The organism is Stenotrophomonas sp. STEN240, assembly GCF_056756175.1.
Genome location: NZ_JBRRBO010000043.1, coordinates 15,124 through 38,298, shown reverse-complemented (window position 1 = coordinate 38,298; position 23,175 = coordinate 15,124). Strand labels below are relative to the sequence as shown.

The 23,175-nt window shown below is 64.8% G+C and carries 17 protein-coding genes; 9 read left to right on the top strand and 8 right to left on the bottom strand.

Annotation, left to right across the window (positions count from 1 at the left end; all coding sequences use genetic code 11):
* Window positions 1–268 precede the first annotated feature (268 nt).
* Window positions 269–1,261: an energy transducer TonB gene (locus ACVOKO_RS15845; RefSeq protein WP_346499839.1), complete on the bottom strand. Its 993-nt coding sequence runs from the start codon at window positions 1,259–1,261 to the stop codon at window positions 269–271.
* 210 nt (window positions 1,262–1,471) lie between these two features.
* On the bottom strand, window positions 1,472–2,026 hold the full coding sequence (locus ACVOKO_RS15840) for a TIGR00645 family protein (RefSeq protein ID WP_346499838.1): 555 nt from the start codon (window positions 2,024–2,026) through the stop codon (window positions 1,472–1,474).
* A gap of 107 nt (window positions 2,027–2,133) precedes the next feature.
* On the opposite strand from ACVOKO_RS15840, the gene ACVOKO_RS15835 reads away from it, so the two are divergent.
* From ACVOKO_RS15835 to ACVOKO_RS15825, 3 genes are all read left to right on the top strand, one after another.
* Window positions 2,134–2,826, top strand: coding sequence for a glutathione S-transferase N-terminal domain-containing protein (locus ACVOKO_RS15835; protein WP_346499837.1), 693 nt, complete (start codon window positions 2,134–2,136; stop codon window positions 2,824–2,826).
* Window positions 2,827–2,897: 71 nt separating this feature from the next.
* The gene (locus tag ACVOKO_RS15830; protein ID WP_346499836.1) at window positions 2,898–5,123 is read left to right on the top strand and encodes a S9 family peptidase; all 2,226 of its coding nucleotides are present in this window, start codon (window positions 2,898–2,900) and stop codon (window positions 5,121–5,123) included.
* Between the two features lie 259 nt (window positions 5,124–5,382).
* Window positions 5,383–7,179 carry a DUF885 domain-containing protein gene (locus tag ACVOKO_RS15825; RefSeq protein ID WP_346499835.1) on the top strand — a complete coding sequence of 599 codons (1,797 nt, stop codon included), beginning with the start codon at window positions 5,383–5,385 and terminating at the stop codon, window positions 7,177–7,179.
* A 361-nt stretch (window positions 7,180–7,540) separates the two neighbouring features.
* Here ACVOKO_RS15825 and ACVOKO_RS15820 read toward each other — a convergent pair whose 3' ends face one another.
* Entirely contained in the window at window positions 7,541–9,352 is a 1,812-nt protein-coding gene (locus ACVOKO_RS15820) for a monovalent cation:proton antiporter-2 (CPA2) family protein (protein WP_346499834.1), read from the bottom strand.
* Window positions 9,353–9,679: 327 nt separating this feature from the next.
* Here ACVOKO_RS15820 and mgtE point away from each other — a divergent pair, with 327 nt between their 5' ends.
* From mgtE to ACVOKO_RS15805, 3 genes are all read left to right on the top strand, one after another.
* Entirely contained in the window at window positions 9,680–11,050 is a 1,371-nt protein-coding gene (gene mgtE / locus ACVOKO_RS15815) for a magnesium transporter (RefSeq protein WP_346499833.1), read from the top strand.
* A gap of 373 nt (window positions 11,051–11,423) precedes the next feature.
* Window positions 11,424–14,135 (top strand): bifunctional acetate--CoA ligase family protein/GNAT family N-acetyltransferase, encoded by a 2,712-nt coding sequence (locus ACVOKO_RS15810; RefSeq protein ID WP_346499832.1) that lies wholly within the window; start codon window positions 11,424–11,426, stop codon window positions 14,133–14,135.
* Window positions 14,136–14,495: 360 nt separating this feature from the next.
* The gene (locus ACVOKO_RS15805) at window positions 14,496–15,224 is read left to right on the top strand and encodes an alpha/beta fold hydrolase (protein WP_346499831.1); all 729 of its coding nucleotides are present in this window, start codon (window positions 14,496–14,498) and stop codon (window positions 15,222–15,224) included.
* A gap of 36 nt (window positions 15,225–15,260) precedes the next feature.
* Here ACVOKO_RS15805 and ACVOKO_RS15800 read toward each other — a convergent pair whose 3' ends face one another.
* Window positions 15,261–16,148, bottom strand: coding sequence for an SDR family oxidoreductase (locus ACVOKO_RS15800; protein ID WP_346499830.1), 888 nt, complete (start codon window positions 16,146–16,148; stop codon window positions 15,261–15,263).
* A gap of 118 nt (window positions 16,149–16,266) precedes the next feature.
* Here ACVOKO_RS15800 and ACVOKO_RS15795 point away from each other — a divergent pair, with 118 nt between their 5' ends.
* Window positions 16,267–17,184, top strand: a complete 918-nt coding sequence (locus ACVOKO_RS15795; protein ID WP_346499829.1) for a LysR family transcriptional regulator — start codon at window positions 16,267–16,269, stop codon at window positions 17,182–17,184.
* An 80-nt stretch (window positions 17,185–17,264) separates the two neighbouring features.
* On the opposite strand, the gene dkgB is transcribed toward ACVOKO_RS15795, so the two are convergent.
* Together dkgB and ACVOKO_RS15785 are read right to left on the bottom strand one after the other, a co-directional pair.
* On the bottom strand, window positions 17,265–18,065 hold the full coding sequence (gene dkgB / locus ACVOKO_RS15790; protein ID WP_346499828.1) for a 2,5-didehydrogluconate reductase DkgB: 801 nt from the start codon (window positions 18,063–18,065) through the stop codon (window positions 17,265–17,267).
* 81 nt (window positions 18,066–18,146) lie between these two features.
* Window positions 18,147–19,361 carry an MFS transporter gene (locus tag ACVOKO_RS15785; protein WP_346499827.1) on the bottom strand — a complete coding sequence of 405 codons (1,215 nt, stop codon included), beginning with the start codon at window positions 19,359–19,361 and terminating at the stop codon, window positions 18,147–18,149.
* Between the two features lie 121 nt (window positions 19,362–19,482).
* Here ACVOKO_RS15785 and ACVOKO_RS15780 point away from each other — a divergent pair, with 121 nt between their 5' ends.
* The gene (locus ACVOKO_RS15780; RefSeq protein WP_346499826.1) at window positions 19,483–20,406 is read left to right on the top strand and encodes a LysR substrate-binding domain-containing protein; all 924 of its coding nucleotides are present in this window, start codon (window positions 19,483–19,485) and stop codon (window positions 20,404–20,406) included.
* Window positions 20,407–20,740: 334 nt separating this feature from the next.
* Here ACVOKO_RS15780 and ACVOKO_RS15775 read toward each other — a convergent pair whose 3' ends face one another.
* Together ACVOKO_RS15775 and ACVOKO_RS15770 are read right to left on the bottom strand one after the other, a co-directional pair.
* Window positions 20,741–21,028 (bottom strand): hypothetical protein, encoded by a 288-nt coding sequence (locus tag ACVOKO_RS15775; protein ID WP_346499825.1) that lies wholly within the window; start codon window positions 21,026–21,028, stop codon window positions 20,741–20,743.
* 80 nt (window positions 21,029–21,108) lie between these two features.
* Window positions 21,109–22,065 carry an aldo/keto reductase gene (locus ACVOKO_RS15770; protein WP_346499824.1) on the bottom strand — a complete coding sequence of 319 codons (957 nt, stop codon included), beginning with the start codon at window positions 22,063–22,065 and terminating at the stop codon, window positions 21,109–21,111.
* 180 nt (window positions 22,066–22,245) lie between these two features.
* Here ACVOKO_RS15770 and ACVOKO_RS15765 point away from each other — a divergent pair, with 180 nt between their 5' ends.
* A complete protein-coding gene (locus ACVOKO_RS15765) occupies window positions 22,246–23,103 on the top strand; it encodes a class I SAM-dependent methyltransferase (RefSeq protein ID WP_346499823.1) in 858 nt (285 codons plus the stop codon).
* The last annotated feature ends 72 nt before the right edge of the window (window positions 23,104–23,175 follow it).

Sequence of the window (23,175 nt, the reverse complement as noted above, 5' to 3'; positions counted from 1 at the left end):
GGGTGTGGGCGGAGGCCGCGGCTGCTGTTGTCCTTCACCCCTTGAATTGGCGTTTCCGGTCGGCCCCTGCCTTGCCCCCCACTACAGGTGGATCAAAAGCAAAGGCCCGGATTGCTCCGGGCCTTTGTTGTTTTTGGTAGTGCCGAGCCATGCTCGGCAAGGGGCTTCACCGGTAAGGCTTCTGCCGAGCATGGCTCGGCACTACAAAAACAAAAACAAAAGAAAAAAAAGCCCGGATCGCTCCGGCTTTTTCGCAAACAAAATCCAATTACTTGTTCGGTGCAAACGCCAGCGTACGACGCGTGGTGGTCGGGCTGTTGATCGGCTCGAACTTCCAGCGCTTCACTGCATTCAAGGCTTCGCGGTCGAATACGCGTGCCGGGGTGGCGCGCAGCACGCGGGCGTCGGTGACCGAGCCGTCGGTGCCGATGCTCAGCTCCACCAGCACTTCGCCGGAGGTGCCCGAACGCAGCGCGTCGGCCGGGTAACGCGGGGCCGGGGTGCTGACCGCACGCAGCGTCGGCGCGGCGGCGGCTGCCGGCTTGGGCGCGGCGGCCTGCTGGGCGGCGGCCTGTGCCGCACTGCGCTGCTCCGCTTCACGGCGGTTGGCGGCCTGGCGCTCGGCTTCCTGGCGTTCGCTGTCCTTGCGCGCGGCTTCCTGCTTGGCGGCCAGCTGCTGGGCGGCGCTGGCTTCGGCAGCCTGCTGCTGGGCCATGCGCTGCTGCTCGACCTGCTGCTTGGCGCGGGTTTCGGCGTCCTTCTTGGCCTTGTCGGCCTCTTCGACGGTGCGGCGCTCGGCCACCTGCATGCTGCCGGTGATGCCCTGCTTCAGGCGCGGCAGCGCCGGAGCGGTGGGGTCCACTTTTTCCACCAGCGCGATCAGGCGCTGGGTTTCGGTGAAGTCCTCGCGGGCCAAGGCCTGCTCGGCGGCAATCAGGGTGTAGGGCTGCAGGTCGGTCAGCGCGCTCTTGATCGAGGCGTCGTCGGGCAGCTTGTCGCGCAGCGCCAGGTAATACTCCATGGCGTTGTCGCCAGCCGGCGCATACATGCGGTTCTCGCGCAGGGCGGCGCTGGCCAGGTCGCGCAGCTGCTGGGTGTCCATGGCCTGGACTTTTTCGGCTACCGCCGGTGCGGCGGGTGCGGCTGCAGCCGGCGTGGCGGGCGCAGCGGCCGGTGCGGCAGTCTCATCCTTTCCGGAACAGGCCACCAGCGTGGTCAGCAGAAGAGCGGGCGCCAGCAGACGCAGCTTGCCTTTATTCATGACGTACGACATCAAACATCCCCTTGAATCGACGAACGTGGACTGCGTATGCCCCGACGGCGCGGGCTGCCGGCATTTCCCGATGCCGTGCCCATTTCAGCAGTGATGCGCGAATCTAGCATCGCCGGCATGGGATGCGGCGGCCGATGATGACGTCGGGGTGAAAAGGTGACGGGCGTCACATGCAGTGACGCCCGTACCGGATACGGCTCAGTGCGCGTTGGCGGCCGGCTTGGCGTGGCCGTTGGACATCAGCTTGTCGGTCCAGGCAATGCCAATGGCCGACAGGATGAACACGCAGTGGATGATGGTCTGCCACAGCACACCGGCTTCGGTGTACTTGCTGCCTTCCGTGCCGAGGGTGCCGATCTCGATGAAGGTTTTGAGCAGGTGGATGGAGGAGATGCCGATGATCGCCATCGCCAGTTTCACCTTCAGCACCGAGGCGTTGACGTGGCTCAGCCACTCCGGCTGGTCCGGGTGGTTGTGCAGGCCCAGGCGCGAGACGAAGGTTTCATAGCCGCCCACGATCACCATCACCAGCAGGTTGGAGATCATCACCACGTCGATCAGGCCCAGCACGGCCAGCATGATCAGCTGCTCGGTCAGCTGGGTGGCCGAATGGATCAGGTGCCACAGCTCCTTGCCGAACAGGAAGACATAGACGCATTGCGCCAGGATCAACCCCAGGTACAGCGGCAGCTGCAACCAGCGGGAAGCGAAGATCAGGGACGAGAGCGGGCTCAGCGATTTCTGTGCGGACATTGGGAAGGATGGTGCGTTGCGGAAACAGGGGAGGTTACCGGTCGCCCGGAACGCTGCCAAGCGGCTACCGTAGGCACACCTGAGGATGGTTCTGCGGAGGCGTATTCATGATCGACCTTTATTATTGGCCCACCCCCAATGGCCACAAGATCACCCTGTTCCTGGAAGAGGCGGGCCTGGATTACCGCGTGCACCCGGTCGACATCGGCAAGGGCGACCAGTTCCTGCCGGAGTTTCTGGCCATTTCGCCGAACAACAAGATGCCGGCCATCGTCGACCATGCCCCGGCCGATGGCGGTGCGCCGCTGAGCGTGTTCGAGTCCGGCGCGATCCTGCTGTACCTGGCCGAGAAGACCGGCCGCTTCATCCCCGCCGATGTGCGCGGCCGCGCCGCCACGCTGGAGTGGCTGTTCTGGCAGATGGGCGGGCTGGGCCCGATGAGCGGGCAGATGGGCCATTTCAACGTCTACGCGCCCGAGCGCATCCCTTACGCCATCGAGCGCTATGACAGCGAGGTGCGGCGCCTGCACCGGGTGATGGACAAGCGCCTGTCCGAGGCGGCTTATCTGGGCGGCGCCGATTACGGCATCGCCGACATGGCCAGTTACCCGTGGATCGGCGCCTACGCCAAGCTGCCGGTGGACTTTGATGCCTTCCCGCACCTGCGCCGCTGGCACCAGGCCATTGCCGAGCGTCCGGCCACCCAGCGTGCCTATGCGGTCGGCCCCACAGTCAATCCGCAGGCCGGCCAGCCGCTCAGTGACGAGGAGAAGCGCCTGCTGTTCGGCAAGCGCGACTGACGCTCGGCAGGGGCAGTACGGGCGGGGCTCGGCTAGGATGGTCGGATCCGTGCTGTTCTGACAGGTAAACCATGCGTCCCTTGTTTCTAGCCCTTGCCATGATCCTAGCCACCCCCGCTGTCCACGCTGAAAAGCTCACCCTCGAAGCCATCACCGGCAAGGCGCCGCTGTCCGGCCCCACGTTGATGAAGCCCAAGGTGGCCCCGGATGGTTCGCGGGTCACCTTCCTGCGCGGCAAGGACAGCGACGTAAAGCAGCTGGACCTGTGGGAATACGACGTCGCCAGCGGCCAGACCCGGCTGCTGGTGGATTCCAAGGTGCTGCTGCCCGGCACCGAGACCCTGAGCGATGCCGAAAAGGCCCGCCGCGAGCGCCAGCGCATTGCTGCCTTCAGCGGCATCGTCGATTACCAGTGGTCGCCGGACGCCAAAACCCTGCTGTTCCCGCTGGGCGGCGAGTTGTACCTGTACGACCTCGGCAAGCAGGGCAGCGCTGCGGTGCGCAAGCTCACCAACGGCGAAGGCTTCAGCACCGACGCCAAGCTTTCGCCCATGGGCGGCTTCGTCAGCTTCGTGCGTGAGCGCAACCTGTGGGTGATCGACCTGGCCAGCGGCAAGCAGCTGCAATTGACCCGCGACGGCAGCGCAACCATCGGCAACGGTGTGGCCGAGTTTGTCGCCGATGAGGAAATGGACCGCCACACCGGTTACTGGTGGGCGCCGGACGACTCGGCCATCGCCTTCGCCCGCATCGACGAATCGCCGGTGCCGGTGCAGAAGCGCTATGAGATGTATGCCGACCGCGTGGAGATGGTCGAGCAGCGTTACCCCGCGGCCGGCGACCACAATGTGCTGGTCACCCTGGGCGTGATCGCGCCGCGCGCTGATGCGGCGGTCAACTGGGTGGACCTGGGCAAGCAGCAGGATATCTACCTGACCCGCGTCAAATGGCGCGACGGCCAGCACCTTTCGTTCCAGCGGCAGAGCCGCGACCAGCACAAACTCGAGCTGATCGAAGCCAACCTGGCCGACGGCAAGCAGCAGTTGCTGATCACCGAAACCAGCAAGACCTGGGTGCCGCTGCACAACAGTTTGAAGTTCCTCAAGGATGGCCGCTTCCTGTGGTCGTCCGAGCGCAGTGGCTTCGAGCACCTGTATGTCTCCAGCGCTGATGGCCGTAGCCAGACTGCGTTGACCTCCGGCAACTGGCCGGTGGACGAACTGCTGGCCGTCGACGAAGACACTGGCACCGTCTACTTCCGCGCCGGCATCGAATCAGCGCTGCGCAGCGAAATCTATGCCGTGCCGTTGGCCGGCGGCACGCCGAAGAAGTTGTCGCAGGCGCCGGGCATGCACAGCGCCGCGTTCGCCAAGAACGCCAGCGTCTATGTGGACAGCTGGTCCAACCACAACACGCCGCCGCAGATTGAATTGTTCCGGGCCAACGGTGAAAAGATCGCCACCCTGCTGGACAACAACCTGGCCGATGCCAACCACCCGTACGCCAAGTACCGCGACGCACAGCGCCCGGTCGAGTACGGCACGCTGACCGCCGCCGACGGCAAGACCCCGCTGAACTACAGCGTGATCAAGCCGGAAGGCTTCGACCCGGCGAAGAAGTACCCGGTTGCCGTCTACGTGTACGGCGGCCCGGCTTCGCAGACCGTGACCGACAGCTGGCCCGGCCGCGGTGACCACCTGTTCAACCAGTACCTGGCCCAGCGCGGCTATGTGGTGTTTTCGCTGGACAACCGTGGCACGCCGCGTCGCGGCCGTGACTTCGGCGGCGCGCTCTACGGCGTGCAGGGCACGGTGGAAGTGGCCGATCAGCTCAAGGGCGTTGAGTGGCTGAAGGCGCAGCCGTGGGTGGATGGCAGCCGCATCGGCGTGCAGGGCTGGTCCAACGGCGGTTACATGACCTTGATGTTGCTGGCCAAGGCATCGGACCAGTACGCCTGTGGCGTGGCCGGTGCGCCGGTCACCGATTGGGGCCTGTACGACACGCATTACACCGAGCGCTACATGAACCTGCCGGCGGCCAATGTCGATGGTTACCGCGAAGCGCGCGTGCTCACCCATATCGCCGGGCTGACCTCGCCGCTGCTGCTGATCCACGGCATGGCCGACGACAACGTGCTGTTCTCCAATTCGACCGCCCTGATGAGCGCGCTGCAGAAGCGTGGCCAGCCTTTCGAGCTGATGACGTACCCGGGGGCGAAGCATGGTCTGGCGGGCGCGGATGCTTTGCACCGTTACCGGGTGGCGGAGAACTTCCTTGGGCGTTGTTTGAAGCCTTGAGGCGCTTTGTTCTTGTTACCCATGGGTGAGGGTGGCTGCAAGCCAAAGCTGAAGGCACCCCTCCCCAACCCTCCCCTTCGCTGCGCGAAAGGGAGGGGGCTGAGCTTTGCTCCCTCCCTTTGCCGAAGGCAAGGGGAGGGCTGGGGAGGGGTGAGCTCTGCTCCAGCAGTAGCCCCAAACCCCAGAAAACCCCCACTTCCTACCCTTGCCGCCCCGGCAGCGACTGCGTACGGTCAGCCCATCCCTTCCGGAGCTGTCCATGAAGCCTCTCGTTCTCGCCGTCGCCCTTGCCCTGGCCGCGCCGCTGCCGCTCACCGCAACCGCCGCCGCACCCGCAACGACCAAGACCACACCCGCCGCTCCGGCCTGGGTTGCGCGCAGCAACGAGCTGGCGCAGATCCTGCTGCAGGCGCAGGCACCGTTCCAGCCTGAGATGACCAGCTTCTTCGGCGTGCCCGGTTATGACGACAAGGTCGTCGATATGGGCGCTGACACTGCCGCACGCTATCGCGCTGCAATGAACAAGGCGCGCGACCAGCTGCGCGAGAAGCTGCAGGTGGAGCGTGATCCCAACCTGCGCCAGGACCTGCAGATCATGATTGCCGCCGCCGAGCGCAACATCGAAAGCAGCACCCTCAACGAACAGCACCTGATGCCGTGGATGGATGTGCCGCAGACCGTGTTCGGCGGCATCAACGGCCTGCTGTCCGACCAGGTGCCGGAAGCGCGCCGGGCCAAGGCACTGGACCGGCTCAACGCCTACCTGGGCAAGGCGCCGGGCACGCAGCCGCTGGCCACCCTTGCGCGCCAGCGCTACGAGGAAAAGAGCGGCACGCCCAATCTGCTGCAGCCGACCAAGATTGAAGTCGAGCAGGCACTGGCCAACGTCGATACCTATATCGCCGGCATCGGCAAGCTGTTCGCCAAATACAAGATCGATGGCGCCGACGCCTCGCTGGCCGAGCTGTCCACGCAGATGAAGGATTACATCGCCTGGACCGGCAAGGACGTGCTGCCCAAGGCGCGCACCGACAACCGTCTGCCAGCCGAGCTGTATGCCTTCCAGCTCAAGGAAGTGGGCGTGGACATCGACCCGGCCCTGCTCATGCAGCGCGCCCAGCTCGAATACATGGAAACCCGCGCGATGATGCGCCAGCTGGCACCGCTGGTGGTGCAGGCCAAGGGTTTGAAGGTCGCCGACAACACCGATTACGTGGCGGTGATCCGCGCGCTGAAGCAGGACAAGATCAGCAACGATCAGCTCGAATCGCATTACCGTGGCGTCATCGATGCCATCGATCCGATCATCCATAAGCAGGGCATCGTCGATGTGCCGCAGCGCCCGCTGCAGATGCGGCTGGGCAGCGAAGCTGAAAGCGCGGCGTCGCCGGCACCGCATTACCTGCCGGCACCGCTGGTCGGCAACACCGGCCAGCAGGGCACTTTCGTACTGCCGCTGGGCAACCCGGCCTCGGGCGAGAAGGCGCAGTACGACGACTTCAACTTCGGCTCGGCGGCATGGACGCTGAGCGCACACGAAGGCCGCCCCGGCCACGACCTGCAGTTCGCGGCGATGGTGGAGCGTGGCATCTCGTTGGCGCGCACCATGTTCGCCTTCAACTCGGTCAATGTTGAAGGCTGGGCGCTGTATGCCGAGGCCGAAATGGTGCCGTTCGAGCCGCTGGACGGGCAGATGATCGCGCTGCAGTTCCGCCTGCTGCGTGCGGCCCGCGCCATGCTCGACCCCGCCCTCAACCTGGGCCAGACCGACCGTGAGCGCGCGCGCAAGGTGCTGGTGGACGGCGTGGGCCTGTCCGAGGCCATGGCCACGCAGGAACTGGACCGTTACACCGTGCGTTCGCCGGGCCAGGCCTGCAGCTACTTCTACGGCTACACCCGCATCATGGAACTGCGCATGCAGACCGAGCTGGCATTGGGCGACAAGTTCGACCGGCTGGCCTTCAACAACTTCCTGCTCGACCAGGGCCTGTTGCCGCCGGATCAGCTGGCTGCCGCGGTCAACGAGGTCTTCGTACCGGCACAGCGCCGCAAGTAAGCACAAAGGGCGCCGAAAGGCGCCCTTTGTTCATGTGCATCGACGAGCTGCGGCTGTATTTGTAGGAGCGGCGTAAGCCGCGAAGCCGCTACATCATCAGGTGACATGGATACCCACTACTTCAGCAACATCAGCTTCGCGGCTTACGCCGCTCCTGCAGAACAAGGCCATTCGGCTATTTCAGTTCCTTGCAGAAGCCGGTTGCTGCGTGCCGCTTCGCGATCGATTTTTGTGGGAGCGGCGTCAGCCGCGAAGCCACCTCATCATCAGATCACATAGACACCTGAGACTTCAGCGCCATCAGCTTCGCGGCTTACGCCGCTCCCACAGCTCGCACAGAACAATGCGAGCCCAGAGGGCTTCAGTCCTTGTCATTGGACGGCTTCACCGTCGTACTGTCACTGGCATCGGCTTCAAACAGATGCATCAGGTCCTCGCGGGCGTCGCGTGAGGTCTGCATCACCGCTGCCTCGTCGTCGTAGACCAGGTGCTGGGCCTTGAGCAGTTGTTCGTCGTGCTCGCGGAAACGCTGCACATGGTCGCGGGCGATGCCTTCCGGAATGCCCAGCGCGGTCAGCACGCGCTCGCTGGCTTCCAGGCTGGAACCGAAGACCTCGCGGAAGGGTTCGGCCGACATGTCCAGCAGCTTCCAGGCGTGCTGGCGGTTGCGTGCACGTGCCAGCACGGTCGCCTTGGGATACATGCGCCGCACCAGCCGTACCGCACGCAGATTGGTATCCGGGTCGTCCATCGCCATCACGAACACGCGGATGTGCTCGGCGCCAGCCGCACGCAGCAGATCCGGACGGGTAGGGTCGCCGTAATACAGCTGGTTGCCGAAGCGGCGCAGGTCCTTGACCGTGTCCGGGTCGGCTTCCAGGGCAACAAAGGGAATGCGCTGCGCGGTGAGCAGGCGGCCGACGATCTGGCCGAAGCGGCCCATGCCGGCGATCAGCACCTGCGGCCGCTGCGCGCCGGCATCCTTGAGCGTCTCATCGGGCGCAGGCTGTGGCGGCCGCGCCGGTGGCTTGAGTTGCAGCGAGCGCTGCAGGGCGAGCAGCAACAAGGGGGTGAGCGCCATCGACAGGCTGACGATGGCCACCAGCCGGTCGTGGTTGATGCGCCCGAGCAGGTGCGCGCGCTCGGCCTCGTTGAACACCACGAAGGCGAACTCACCGCCCAGCCACAGCACGCTGCCCAGCATCAGCGCACTGCGCAGCGACATGCGCGCGGCCAGGCCCAGCGCGATCAGGATGGAGAACTTCACCACCAGCAGGATGGCCACGCCCGCGGCGATGATCTCCGGTTCGGCGGCAACCCGCTTCAGGTCGATGCCCATGCCCACGGCAATGAAGAACAAACCCAGCAGCAGGCCCTTGAACGGCTCGATCTGAGATTCAATTTCATGCCGGAACTCGGAGTCGGCCAGCAACACGCCGGCGATGAAGGCGCCCAGGCTGGCGCTGAGCCCGGCCTCGGCCATGAACCACGCCGTGCCCAGCACCACCAGCAAGGCGGTGGCGGTGAAGACTTCCGGCATGCGCGTACGCGCGACGATATTGAACAGCTGGCGCAGTATTGGCCGGCCCAGCACGATCACCAGCATCAGTGCGCCCAGCGCGATGGACGCATCCTGCCAGCTCAGGGTTTCGTTCTTGACCCCGCCCAGCAGCGGAATCGCCGCCAACAATGGGATGGCGACCAGGTCCTGGAACAGCAGGATGGCAAAGCCGAGCCGGCCATAGTCGGTATTGAGCGCCTTGCGCTCGGACAGCAGCTGCAGGCCGACCGCAGTGGAAGACAAGGCCAGCGCGGTGCCGATCACCAGCGCGCTCTTCCATGAAAAATGATTCAGCAGCAACAGCCCGCCCAGCGCCGCAGCGCTGAGCAGCACCTGCACCGTGCCGGCGCCGAACACCGGCCGCCGCATCACCATCAACCGCGACGGCGACAGTTCCAACCCGATCACGAACAACAGCATCACCACACCGATCTCGGCGGCATTGAGGATGCGGTCGGCGTCCTGCACGAAGCCCAGCACATGCGGCCCCAGCACCACGCCTGCAGCCAGATAGCCCAGCACCGCGCCCAGCCCGAAGCGCTTGAATACTGGCACGGCGATCACCGCCGCCAGCAGCAGTACCAAGGCGAGTTCGAGGCCGGTGCCATGCATGTGGATAGGTTCCTTGATTGATTCAGCAGACAAGTCAGGCAGTTGCCTGCCGACAATTTCACATTATGCGGACTGTGTGGTCAGTGAATGCGAACACAAGCCCCCCCGTTGCCGGGATTCAGCGATGCAGGCTTGACCCTGCCGGCCAACAGGACCAGACTCGCGCCGCTGCCGGTACAACCGCGCGGCACCTTTCCGGAGTCCAACCCATGTCCAGCGACAGTAGAAGTCGATCGCGATCGTCGACACCAGCGACGGCAACCGCCTGACAGGGTTGGTTCGTCCTGTGCTGGCGTTGCGGTCGCAATCCAGAACAGGCGAATCATCATGAACCAGAAGCAATTTCTGCGGCCAGTAGTGGACGCAGCCGCGCTTAGTGCGCCCTTGGCGGATTACAACACCGCCGACGCGGTCGAGTACCTCAACGCCCTGCCTTTGCTGCAGGCAACCAATACCTTGGCGGCATTGTCATTGCCGCGCGCGGTCAAACTGCTGGAAGCCCCTGAGCTGCAGCACGCCGGCGCGCTGATTGCAGCGCTGCCGCCGGCCCGTGCCGCGGCCCTGCTGGGGTTGATGGCCGATGACCGTGCCACCGACATCGTCCATGAGCTGGACGATGCCGAGCGTGCACGGCTGATCCCGCTGCTGGCGCCGGAGGCACGGCGCTCGATCCAGCTGCTGCTGAGCTACCCGCCCAATACCGCCGGAGCCTTGATGACCACCGAGTTCGTCGCTGTGCCGGCGGACTGGACGGTGGCGCAGACGATGCAGCACATCCGCGAGGTGGAGCGCAGCCGCGAGACCGTCTACGCCATCTATGTGCTGGACCCGCACAGCCGGCAACTGCTGCAGGTGGTGACGATGCGACGGCTGATCACCGGCGAGCCGGAGGACGCGATTCTGGCGGTGGCCCAGGTCAACCCGCCGGTAACGGTGGACCCGCTGCTGGACCAGGAAGAAGTGGCGCAGCTGATCCGCCGCCACGATCTGCTGGCAATCCCGGTGGTGGACGCACAGCAGCAGATGCTGGGCATCGTCACCGTCGACGACATCCTCGATGCCCTGATCGACGAATCCACCGAGGACGTGCACAAGTTCGGCGGCGTGGAGGCGCTGGACAAGCCGTATATGCAGATCGGCTTCCTGGAGATGCTGCGCAAGCGTGCCGGCTGGCTGAGCGTGCTGTTCCTCGGCGAAATGCTGACCGCCAGCGCCATGCAGCACTACGAGGATGAGTTGGCCCGCGCGGTGGTGCTGACCTTGTTCATCCCCTTGATCATGAGCTCGGGTGGCAACTCGGGTTCGCAGGCCACATCGTTGCTGATCCGCTCGCTGGCGCTGCGTGAACTGCGCCTGCGCGACTGGTGGAAGGTGGCCCTGCGCGAGCTGCCGACCGGCGTGGTACTGGGCGCGATTCTTGGCCTGCTGGCGATCGTGCGCATCACCATCTGGCAGCTGGCCGGCCTGCATGACTACGGCGCGCACTGGAAGCTGCTGGCACTGACCATTGGCGCCGCCTTGATCGGCATCGTCACCTTTGGCTCGCTGTCCGGCTCGATGCTGCCGTTCGTGCTCAAGCGCCTGGGCTTCGACCCGGCCAGCGCCTCGGCGCCGTTCGTGGCGACGTTGGTGGACGTAACCGGCCTGGTGATCTATTTCAGCATCGCCGCAATGATCCTGGGCGGCACCCTGCTCTAACTGTAGTGCCGAGCCATGCTCGGCAGGGGCTTTACCCGTAGATCAAACGCAAACGCACCCCTCCCCAACCGGCCGGCCCGAAGGCATAGCCTTCGGTCGTTCATCAGGCCGCGCGGCAATGGCGCGCAAGCAGGCCTTCTTCACCCCCTTGGCTGACGCCAAAGGGAGGGGGCGCTTCCCGGCCATCTGCCAGTCCGCAGCTTTTCTCCCTCCTTTGCGCGCAGCGCAGGGGAGGGCCGGGGAGGGGTGCTCTTCGCAGTAATCAAAACTGCTCTCCACCAGCGTCCCAAACACCCCCTACTTTTGATCCAACGCAGCCCGCCCCGCGCGCCAGCCGTGTACCTTTGACCCGGTACCCGCAACAGGCGTCGCAATGAGCACCTATCACCTGCAGACCGTATTCCGCCCGCGTTCGGTGGCCGTGATTGGCGGCAGCCCGCGCGATCGCTCCGCCGGCCGCGCAGTGATCCGCAACCTGCGTGCCGGCGGCTTCGCCGGGCAGATCGGCTGGGTCAGCCCGCGCTATGCCGAAATCGACGGCATGCGCACGGTCAAGAAGCTCAAGGACCTGCCGTGGATTCCGGATCTGGTCGTCATCACGGTGCCCGCAACCCTGCTGCCGCAGGTGGTCAGCCAAGCCGCCGAGCTGGGCGTGGCAGCGGCCATCATCCTTACCTCTGGCCTGGGCAAGGGGCCTGGCTCGCTGGCCGCGCAGGTGGAAGCCGCCGCGCGGCCCAAGGGCATGCGCGTGCTCGGCCCGCATTGCCTGGGCGTCATCGCCCCGCATGCCCGCCTCAATGCCAGCATCGCCGCGCACACACCGCAGGCCGGCGATCTTGCGTTGATTTCCGAATCCAGTGCGATTGCCGCCGCGCTGGTGGAATGGGGCGTGGCACGTTCGGTGGGGTTCTCGGCGGTGGTGTCGCTGGGTGATGCGCTGGATGTCGATTTCGGCGATCTGCTCGATTACTTCGCCAGCGACTACCGCACCCGCGCCATCCTGCTGTATGTCGACCAGATCAGCGATGCACGCAAGTTCATGTCGGCCGCGCGTGCCGCTGCACGTGCAAAACCCGTAGTGGTGGTCAAATCCGGGCGCAAGCCGCGCGGCAATGGCGAGGTGGTCAGCACGCATTCGCAGTCCCTTGCCGATTCCGACGCGGTCTACGGTGCGGCCTTCAACCGCGCCGGTCTGCTGCGGGTGAATGCATTGGACGAGCTGTTTACCGCCGCCGAAACACTGGGCCGTCTTGGAACCTTCCCGGGTCGGCGCTTGGCGATCCTCAGCAATGGCGGTGGCGTCGGCCGGCTCGCGGTGGATCAGCTGCAGGCGCTCGGCGGCAGCCTGGCCGAGCTGTCACCGGCCACCGTCGAACTGCTGGACAAGGCTTTGCCGCAGGGCTGGTCGCGCGACAACCCGGTCGACATCGTGGTCGATGCCGATGGCGGCCGCTACGCCTCGGCGATTGAGGCCTTGCTGTCCGACGATGCCAACGACGCGGTGCTGGTGATCAACGTGCCCACCGCGTTCACCTCCTCCGCCGAAGCCGCACAGGCGCTGACCACCACCTTGGGGCAGCGCTCCCGGCAACTGCGCGACAAGCCGGTGTTCGCGGTATGGCTGGGCAACGACGACCGCGCCACCGTCACCCTCAATACCGCACGCGTGCCCACCTATCCCACCGAAGCCGAAGCTGTGCGCGGCTTCCAGCATCTGGTGCGCTACCGCGAGGCGCAGGCGGCACTGATGGAAACCCCGCCCAGCCTGCCAGCGGATTTCGTGGTGGATGTGCCGGCCGCACGCGCGCTGGTCGAGGCCGCGTTGGCGAACGATCAACAATGGCTGGACCCGGTGGCAACGCACAAGCTGCTGCAGGCCTACGGTATTCCGTCGCTGGAAGTGATGGTCGCGCGTGATCCGCACGAGGCCATGGACCTGGCGCAGCCGCTGCTGGAGCAGGGCATGAGCGTGGCGGTGAAGATTTTCTCGCCGGACATTCCGCATAAATCCGAAGTCGATGGCGTGCGCTTGAACCTGGGCAGCCTGCGCGCGGTGCAGGCTGCCGCTACCGCCATCCTGCAGCGTGCACGCGAGCAGCGCCCGCAGGCGCGTATCGAAGGCGTGCTGGTGCAGCCCAGCCTGACCCGGCCCAAGGCACGCGAACTGATCGCCGGCATTGCCGATGACCCGGTGTTCGGCCCGGTGGTGGTATTCGGCCGTGGCGGCACCGCGGTGGAAGTGATCGACGACAAGACCCTGGCGCTGCCGCCGCTGGATCTGCGGCTTGCACATGAAGTGATAGGCCGCACCCGTGTCTCGCGCATCCTCAAGGCTTACGGTGACGTACCAGCGGCGGACGAACGTGCGGTGGCGATGGTGCTGGTCAAGCTGGCGCAGCTGGCGGCGGATATTCCTGAAATCCGCACCTTGGATCTCAATCCGTTGTTGGCCGACCGCAATGGCGTGATCGCACTGGACGCGCGCGTTGCGATCACCCCGGTCAAGCGCCTGCACAAGGGCCGTGGCCATCCGCGTTTTGCGATCTTCCCGTATCCCACCGAGTGGGAGCGCACGATTGATCTGTCCGACGGCGGCAAGGCTTTCATCCGCCCGGTGCGGCCGGAAGACGACGGCCTGTTCCGCGCGTTCTTCGCCCGTGTCACCGACGACGACCTGCGCCTGCGCTTCTTCCAGTCGGTGAAGCATTTCAGCCACGAGTTCATCGCCCGCCTGACCCAGCTCGATTACGCCCGCTCGATCGCACTGGTGGCGATCGATCCGAAGACCGGTGAAATGCTGGGCGCGGTACGCCTGCATGCCGATGCCGATTACAACCGCGGCGAGTACGGCATCCTGATCCGCTCGGACCTGAAGGGCCATGGCATCGGCTGGAAGCTGATGCAGATCATGATCGAGTACGCCGGCTGGCTGGGCTTGAACATGGTGGAAGGGCAGGTACTGCGCGAGAACAGCACCATGCTGGCCATGTGCCAGAGCCTGGGCTTCAAGGTGAAGGCCGACCCGGATGACTCGACCATCATGAATGTGACGCTGCCGGTGGGTGAGGGCGGGGGTGGTGGTTGAAGGCCAGAGCTAGCTGCAAAAAATCTGAAAGCTGAAAGCACCCCTCCCCAACCCTCCCCTGCGCTACGCGCAAGGGAGGGGGCAGCTTGTCTCCCTCCCTTGCGCGAAGCGCAGGGGAGGGCCGGGGAGGGGTGCTCTGCTTCGCTCCCTCCCTTTGCCGCAGGCAAGGGGAGGGCTGGGGAGGGGTGCTCTGCTTCGCCCTCTCCCTTTGCCGCAGGCAAGGGGAGGGCTGGGGAGGGGTGCTCTGCTTCGCCCTCTCCCTTTGCCGCAGGCGAGGGGAGGGCCGGGGAGGGGTGCTTTTGACTGTTGCTGCTGCTCTGGCCCTCACCCCAATCCCACGCAAGGCGCGACAATAGCGCCATGCAAACGAACCACGACCCAGCAGCCAGAACCCCGCTGCTACTGCTGCCCGGCCTGCTCAACGACGCCACGCTCTGGCAGGCCCAACTCGACGCATTGGCCGACATCGCCGATTGCCAGGTCGGTGACCTCACCCAGCAGACCACCATGCGCGCGGTCGCCGAAGATGTATTGGCCAAGGCACCCGCACAGTTCGCCCTGGCCGGCTTCTCTCTTGGCGGCTACGTCGCCCAGGAAATCCTGCGTATCGCACCGCAGCGGGTACTGAAGCTGGCGCTGCTGGATACCTCATTCAAACCCGACTCGCCCGAGCGCGCTTCACAACGCGTGGCGCAGCAGAACAGCGTGCGCCTGCCCGGTACCTTCCATGGCTTCGGTGACAAGCTGATGCGCAGTTACATCGATGCCTCGCGCTTGGATGACCATGTATTGGTGGATACCGTGCGCAGCATGACGGCACGCCTCGGTGCTGAAGTCTTCCTGCGCCAGAGCCAGTTGCTGCGTGCAGACGGTAGCGATGTCCTGCGCGATTGGCAGGGCCCGGCCTTGATCGTCTGCGGGCGCAATGACGCGATAACACCGCTGTCGGTAAGCGAGCAGATGGCTGAACTGATGCCGCAATCAACGCTGGTGGTGATCGAGGCGTGCGGCCATCTGGCGCCCTTGGAACAACCCGGGCAAGTGAATGCAGCGATGCGTGCATGGTTGCAACCGCGTAGCGACGACTGAGTTCGACGTTGGACCGCGTCGTCTTACCTGAGCAGATCAGTAAGCAAACGCAGCACGGTGCTTGCGGATGAAATCTGCCCAGCGCACCGGCTCACGGCCAGTGATGGCGGGGAAGTTGTCGAAGGTGGCTTCAATGCCCGGCACCCGGCGTTCGGCGACACGCTGGAAGTTGTCGCGCACGCAGTTCATGTAGGCCATGTCGGCACCGGCCGCGCGCATGTCCTCCAGGAACACATCCGGGCTCAGCGCCTCGTAGCGGAAGGGCTGGCCAAGCAACGCCGTCATCAACGCGGCAACCTCACCATAGGACTTGGCGTCGTAGCCCAGCCGATAGGTCTGCCCGGCATGCCGCTGCGGCCAAGCCAGCGCCTGTGCGGCTACCGCAGCGACGTCATCGCCATCGACCCAGCTGAAGCGCGCATCGCCGGTGTACTGGCGGATCACGCCGTCGACCACTGCGCGCGTGCCGTCGTAGCTGAGCAGGTTCTGCATGAAGGCTTCCGGCCTGAGATGGGTGAAGGAGAAGCCATGCCACTCGATGTAGCGTTCCACCAGCTGATGCCAGGCCCAATGCCCGATGCTGGCGTCATTGCCGCCGCAGGCACCCAGGTGCACCACATGCTGCACGCCAGCCTGCTTGGCCGCATCGAGGAAAACCTTGCTCTGGCGCAGCATATCCACGCTGTAACCGGTGACCAGCAATGCGCGATCAATGCCTTGCAGCGCAGGCAACAGCGTGGCTTCCTGATCGAAATCGAGCATGACCGTGCGGATTCCCTGCGCCTGCAGCGCCGCAGCCTTCGCTGGCGAGCGCACTGCCGCAACCGGCGTGACGGCATCTTCCAGCAGCAGGTTTCTCAAGGTTTCGGCGCCGATCTGGCCGGTGGCGCCGGTGACAAGGACGGTGGGGCGTTGCTGGCTCATTGCTGCCTTGGATGCTTGATCGAGGAGGGCGTCCAGCCTATCGTGGACTCACATTCCATTCCGCGATGCTTTTTACCGGCATTGCGGAATCCGGTTCTTCAATAATGAAGCCTGCCGCATGCACCCCTCCGAACGCCTGAAAGGCCTCGACGTCTTCGTCTGTGTTGCCGACGCAGGCAGCTTTACGGCCGCTGCGGAACGCCTGCATCTCACTGCGTCGGCAGTCGGCAAGTCCATCGCGCGTTTGGAAGAGCGATTGGGTCGCACGCTGTTCCATCGCACGACGCGGCGCATGTCACTTACCGAAGCCGGCATCGCCTTCCACCGGACCTGTACGGAGGTGCTGGCGAACCTGGAGGAGGCCGAGGTAGCGCTGCGGGCGCAGGATGACGAGCCAAGTGGCCGCGTGCGTATCGATCTGCCGGCTGCGTTCGGGCGCCTGCAGGCGCTGCCGATAATTCTGGGCTTCGCCCAGGCCTATCCGCTGACGCGGCCGCAGGTATCGTTCTCGGACCGCTTCATCGATCCGGTCGAGGACGGTGTCGATATCATCGTGCGCATCGGTGGGCCCGATGCGTGGTCATCGCTGTTGGAGCATCGCCTGCTGGGCCACGAACAGCACGTGTTCTGTGCGTCGCCGGCCTATCTTGCAGCACATGGCGTACCGGCTACGCGCGAGGATCTGCTGGCGCATCGCTGCATCGCCTACGGACGCGCCGATGGCTCGGTCAGTCCATGGCGCTTTGCTGCTGCGGTGCCCGGCGAGGTGGAGCTGCAGATGATGCCGTCACCGCTGGTGGTGGGGGATGGCGAAGGGCAGGTCACCGCCGCGTTGGTCGGCAGCGGCATCGTGCAGCTGCCGACCTGGCTGGTACGCAGCCATCTGGAAGATGGCGCGTTGCTGGAAGTGCTGCCGCATCTGGCCAGCCAAGGCCTGCCGCTCAGCTTGGCTTGGATGAAAAGCCGGCGTGAGCTGCCAACGGTCAGCCTGTTGCTGGAAACCTTGGCACAAGAGTTGGCATCGCGTATCCGCTAGCAGCGCGGCAATCGCAGCGCCTCGAAGCATGGCGCGCAGGTATCACCAGCCCGCCACGATTTTTTCTCAGGAACGCGGTTTCAATCCCAAGCCGGCGCGATACCCGGATTGGCTACGCGTTCGCCACGATCCAGCTCGGCAATCCGCGCCATGTCGGTAGCATCCAGACGCAGCTGTGCCGCCTGCAGGTTGCCGGCAAGGTTCTCGCGCTTGGTCGACGACGGAATCACCGCATAGCCCTGCTGCAAGGCCCACGCCAACGCGACCTGCGCCGCAGTTGCCTGATGCTTTTCTGCGATGGCCTGGATCACCGGGTCCTTCAGCACGGAACCATAGGCCAGGCTCATGAACGCGGTGACGTGGATGTCTTGTTCGCGCAGGTAGGCAATCAGCGCACGGTTCTGCAGATACGGATGCACTTCGATCTGGTTGGTGGCGATGGCATCGGCACCGAGGATGGCGATGGCCTGGCGGGTCAGGTCGATGGTGAAGTTGGAAACACCTATCGCCTTGGTCAAGCCCAGCGCCTTGGCCTCACGCAGTGCACCCAGGTACTCGGCCATCGGCACTTCGTCCTTGGGCGAAGGCCAGTGGATCAGGGTCAAGTCGACGTGATCGGTGCGCAGCTTGCGCAGGCTCTCGCGCAGACTCGCCAGCAGATCATCGTGATGGAAGTTGCTGATCCAGATCTTGGTGGTCAGGAACAGCTGCTCGCGCGGCACAGCGCCGCTGCTGATTGCCGCACCCAGGTCGGCCTCGTTGTCGTAGATCTGCGCGGTGTCGAACGCGCGGTAGCCCAGCTCCAATGCGTTGTGCACGGAGTCGGTGAGTACCTGGTCCTTCAGGCGGTAGGTGCCAAGGCCAATAGCGGGAATAGTCATTCAAATCTCCAGAAGTTCGCGCTTGCAGGCTACGCCGTGCAGCGCGAACGAAAAGCCAAAAGGAAGTAACAGCGTGTTCTGTCAGTGCGCGCTGACGGCAATGCCTTCGGCGCGGACATCCAACCCGTCGCGTCGATCCAGGCGGCCGCTCAGTACGGTCAGCGCCAACGCACCCAGCACCACCAGCGCGCCAATCCACGGCGTGTGCATCAGCCCGATGTGATCGACCACCAGCCCGCCGAGCGAAGCACCCAGCGCGATACCGATGTTGAACGCGGCGATGTTCAGCCCGGATGCGACATCCGTTGCCTGCGGCACGAAGCGCTGTGCCTGCTTCACCACGTACACCTGCAGGCCCGGCACATTGCCGAAAGCAACTGCGCCCAGCGCCAGTACGGTCAACAGCACCGACCAGCGGTTGTAGGCAGTGAAGGTGAGCACCAGCAGCACCAAGGCGAGCAGACCGAAGATCAACGTCAATGCGGGAATCGGCCCACGACGGTCAGCCAAGCGCCCGCCCCACAGATTGCCGATCGCCACTGACACGCCGTAAACCAGCAGCACCGCGCTGACCGCATTGGCGGAGAAGCCGCTGACGTCCTGCAGGATCGAGGCGAGGAAAGTGAAGGACAGGAAGGTGCCGCCGTAGCCCAGTGCAGTCATTGCATAGACCAGCAACAGGCGCGGCTGTGCCAGCACCGCGAACTGCTGGCCGAACGTGGCAGGCGCGCTGCGCGGCAACTCGCGCGGCACGAACAGCAGGCTGCCAAGCAGGGCGATCACGCCCAACGCCGCCACGGCCAGGAAGGTCGCGCGCCAGCCCAGATGCTGGCCGATGAAGGTGCCCAACGGCACACCGGTCACCAAGGCCACGGTCAGCCCGGTGAACATGATCGCAATGGCACTGGCAGCCTTGTCCTTGGGGACCACCGAGGTGGCGATGATGGAGCCGATCGAGAAGAACACGCCATGCGCCAGGCCGGTCAGCACCCGCGCCACGATCAACGAGCCGTAGCCCGGTGCCATCCACGCGACCAGGTTGCCGATGGTGAACAACAGCATCAGCGCCACCAGCAGGGTCTTGCGCGGCACCCGCCCGGTCAGGGCGGTCAGCACCGGCGCACCGACCGCCACGCCCAGCGCATACAGTGAAACCAGCAGGCCGGCCGATGGCAGGCTGACGTGCAGGTCGGCGGCAATGGTCGGGATCAGGCCGACGATGACGAACTCGGTGGTGCCGATGGCGAACGCACCCAGCGTCAGCGCCAGCAAGGCAAGGGGAATACCGCGGGACATGGCGATTCCTTGGAAAGGGCTGCGCAGTCTGACCGTGGAACTCTTGCCGAAAAATGCGTGTTTCCATGAATTACTATTGAATTTAAGTCAATAATTCCCCGTCAATGCCCCGGACATCCCAATGAAGACAACGCTGGACGAGATGCAGGCATTCATCGCGGTGATCGACACCGGCTCGATCACCGCCGCCGCCGAACAGCTGGGCCAGACCACCTCGGGCGTCAGCCGCGCCCTCGGCCGGCTGGAACAGAAGCTGGGCACCACCTTGCTGACCCGCACCACGCGGCGGCTGCAGCTTACCGACGAGGGCGAGGCATTCCTCGCCCATGCGCGCGCCATCGTGGCCTCGGTGGACGCAGCCGAGGAGCAGATTGCCGCACGCCGCGGCACCCCGTCGGGGCGACTACGGGTGGATGCGGCGATGCCCTTCATGCTGCACGTGATCGCACCGCTGGTAGCCGGCTTCCGCGCGCGTTACCCGCAGGTGGACCTGGAGCTCAACAGCAGCGAGCGTTACATCGACCTGCTGGAACGGCGCACCGATGTAGCGATCCGGATCGGCCCGCTGGCCGACTCCACCCTGCATGCCAGGCCTTTGGGCCATAGCCGCCTGCGCATCCTCGCCAGCCCGGCCTACCTGCAGCAGCACGGCACACCGACGCGGGTTGCCGAACTGCAGGCGCACACCTTGTTGGGCTTCAACGAGCCGGACTCACTGAATCATTGGCCCTTGCCGGGCGAAGAGGGCGAGCCGCTGCATGTGCGGCCAACCCTGGCCGCATCCAGCGGCGAGATCCTGCACCGGCTGGCAGTGGAAGGCGTAGGCATCGTCTGCCTGTCGGACTTCCTGACCGAAGCAGCGCGTACAAAAGGGGAACTGGTGCAACTGCTGCCGAAACAAACCCTGGACAAACGCCAACCCATCCACGCGGTGTACTACCGCAACACCGCGGTATCGGCACGCATAAGCTCCTTTCTCGATTATCTGGCCGAAGCGATGGCACAGCCGGTGCCGGTGCCCGGGCCGGTTGTGGGAGCGGCGTAAGCCGCGAAGCCATTGGTGCCTCAAATCCTCCAGCTTCGCGGCTCACGCCGCTCCCACAAAAAGATGGTGCATGCACGATCAGCTCCCTCCCTTTGGCCGCAGGCCAAGGGGAGGGTTGGGGAGGGGTTGGCTCTTCAAGCTTCGGACGTTGCAGTGGCTTCGCGGCTCACGCCGCTCCCACAAAAAGATGGTGCGTGCACAATCAGCCCCCTCCCTTTGGCCGCAGGCCAAGGGGAGGGTTGGGGAGGGGTCGGCTGTTCAAGCGTCGGACGTTGTAGTGGCTTCGCGGCTTACGCCGCTCCTACAACAAGCCAATCAACAAACCCCGAACCCGCTAATGCTGCTCTGCGTGGTGCCAGGCATGCCGAACCAGCCAGCGTGCTTCATCCCAGGAAACGGCCAAGGCCGGGCTATGCCGGTGATAGCTGTCCTGCAGCACTCTGTAGAGCTGTTCTTCGTTGGCACGTGGGTAGGCTTGATACACGTCGTAACCCATTTCCAGCAGGCGCTGGTAATGGTCGAATTCATGTTGGCCAAGATGGCCGATGGCATGCACGCCGCGCCAGTAAGTCAGTTCGGCGTGGCGATCAATGCTGCGCTGGGCTGTAGGTGCGGTCTGCATGGGTAGCGCTCCGTTTGCGGTCTACCCCCCTGTCCAGCCGATCCTACGGCGCGGGCAGGGGGTACGCAAACCCGCCGTATTCAGTTATCGGCGCTGGCTGCGTCCAGCTGCGCGATCTGTGCCGCGCTCAGGCCAAGCTGTGCCGCTGCAAGCACTTCGAGCAGCTGTTGCACGCTTGTGGCACTGACGATGGGTGCGGTGATGCCCGGGCGCGCGATCAGCCACGCCAGTGCCACCTGCGCCGGTGTGGCCTTGTGGCTGGCAGCCACATCGTCCAGCGCCTGCAGAATGCGCAGGCCACGCGGATTGAGGTAGCGATCGGCGACTTTCGCACCGCGTGCCGCACTCTTGCCCACGTCTTCGGCGCTGCGGTATTTGCCGCTGAGGAAACCGCTGGCCAGCGAGTAATAGCTGATCACGCCGATGCCTTGCTCACGCGCCAGCGGTTCCAGTTCGGCCTCGTAGCCGCTGCGGTCGTAGAGGTTGTATTCCGGCTGCAGGGTTTCGTAGCGCGGCAGGTGATAGTCGGCGCTGACCTTCAATGCATCGCGCAGGCGCTCGGCGCTGTAGTTGGATGCACCAATCGCGCGTACCTTGCCGGCTTCGATCAGCCGCGCGAACGCACCCAGGGTTTCTTCCAGCGGCACCGAGTCGTCGTCTTCATGGGCCTGGTACAGATCAATCACATCGGTCTGCAGGCGGCGCAGCGAATCCTCGACCGCGTCATTGATGTTGTCGGCCGACAGGCCCGGATGCTCAGCCCACTTGGCCACCTTGGTGGCGACAACCACCTTGTCGCGCTTGCCGCTGCGCTGCAGCCAGCGGCCGATGATGGTTTCCGATTCACCGCCACGGTTGCCCGGCACCCAGGCCGGATAGACATCGGCGGTATCGATCAGGTTGAAACCGGCATCGACAAAGGCATCAAGCAGGCCAAAGGATGTCTTCTCATCGGCACTCCAGCCGAAAACGTTGCCCCCAAAAGCGATGGGGCTGACGTGTAGGCCCGAGCGACCAAGTTCGCGTGACTGGGGCATGCCTTGCTCCTTTGTTGTTCAGCTCAACAGCATAAACGGCATGGGTTCCAATTCCGTGGCAGCGTGCTGAAAACTGCGTTCCGCGCGGCGTTCAAGCGATAACGGGATGTGAACATTTGCATGCTGCATTGCACTTGCAGTCGCGTGCTAGGCTCGCCGTCTCAATCGCCGGAGTTCCGCATGAAGAAGCCTGCCCCGCTGCTGTGTGCCTGTCTGCTGGCGCTTGCCAGTGCCCTTCCTGCCAGCAGCGTGCTGGCCCATGGCGCCGCTGCCAGCACCGCTGACGTTGCGGTGTCACCGCAGTTGCAGGCGGCCGTTGCCGGTAGCTGGCGTACGCCGGCCAATGTACTGCGCGATGAATACCGCCATCCGGCGCAGACGCTGGCCTTCTTCGGCCTGCAGCCGAAGCAGACGGTCATCGAAATCACGCCCGGTGGCGGTTGGTACGCTGAAATCCTGGCGCCCTATCTGCGCGATGGCGGCAAGTACGTTGCCGCCGTGGTTGACCCGGCCGCACTGCCGGCAGGCGGTGGCCGGGATTACCAGCAGCGTTCGCGCGATGGCCTGGGCAAGAAGTTTGCCGACGCCCCGGCGCAGTTCGACCGGGCAACCGAGGCGGCCTACAACCCGGCCGCACCGGTGCTGGGTGCACCGGGCTCGGCGGATCTGGTGCTGACTTTCCGCAATGTCCACAACTGGCGTTCGTCCGGCCAGGCCGAGGGCATGTTCAAGGCCTTCTTTGACGTGCTCAAGTCCGGCGGCACGCTGGGTGTGGTGGAGCACCGCGCCAAGACCGACGTGCCGGCCGATGACAAGAGCGGTTATGTGGGCCAGGCGCAGGTGATTGCCATGGCCGAAGCGGCCGGCTTCAAGCTTGATGGCAGCAGCGAGGTGAATGCCAATCCGCGCGACACCAAGGACCATCCCAACGGTGTGTGGACCTTGCCGCCGTCCAACAACCACGACAAGGCCGATGCCGCCAAGTACAAGGCCATCGGTGAAAGCGATCGCATGACGCTGCGTTTCGTGAAGCCGTAACGGGGCGCGGATTGGGGCGGGAGTGAGACAATAGCGGGCCGTCGTGGCTGACACGACGGCCCGGCTGCAACG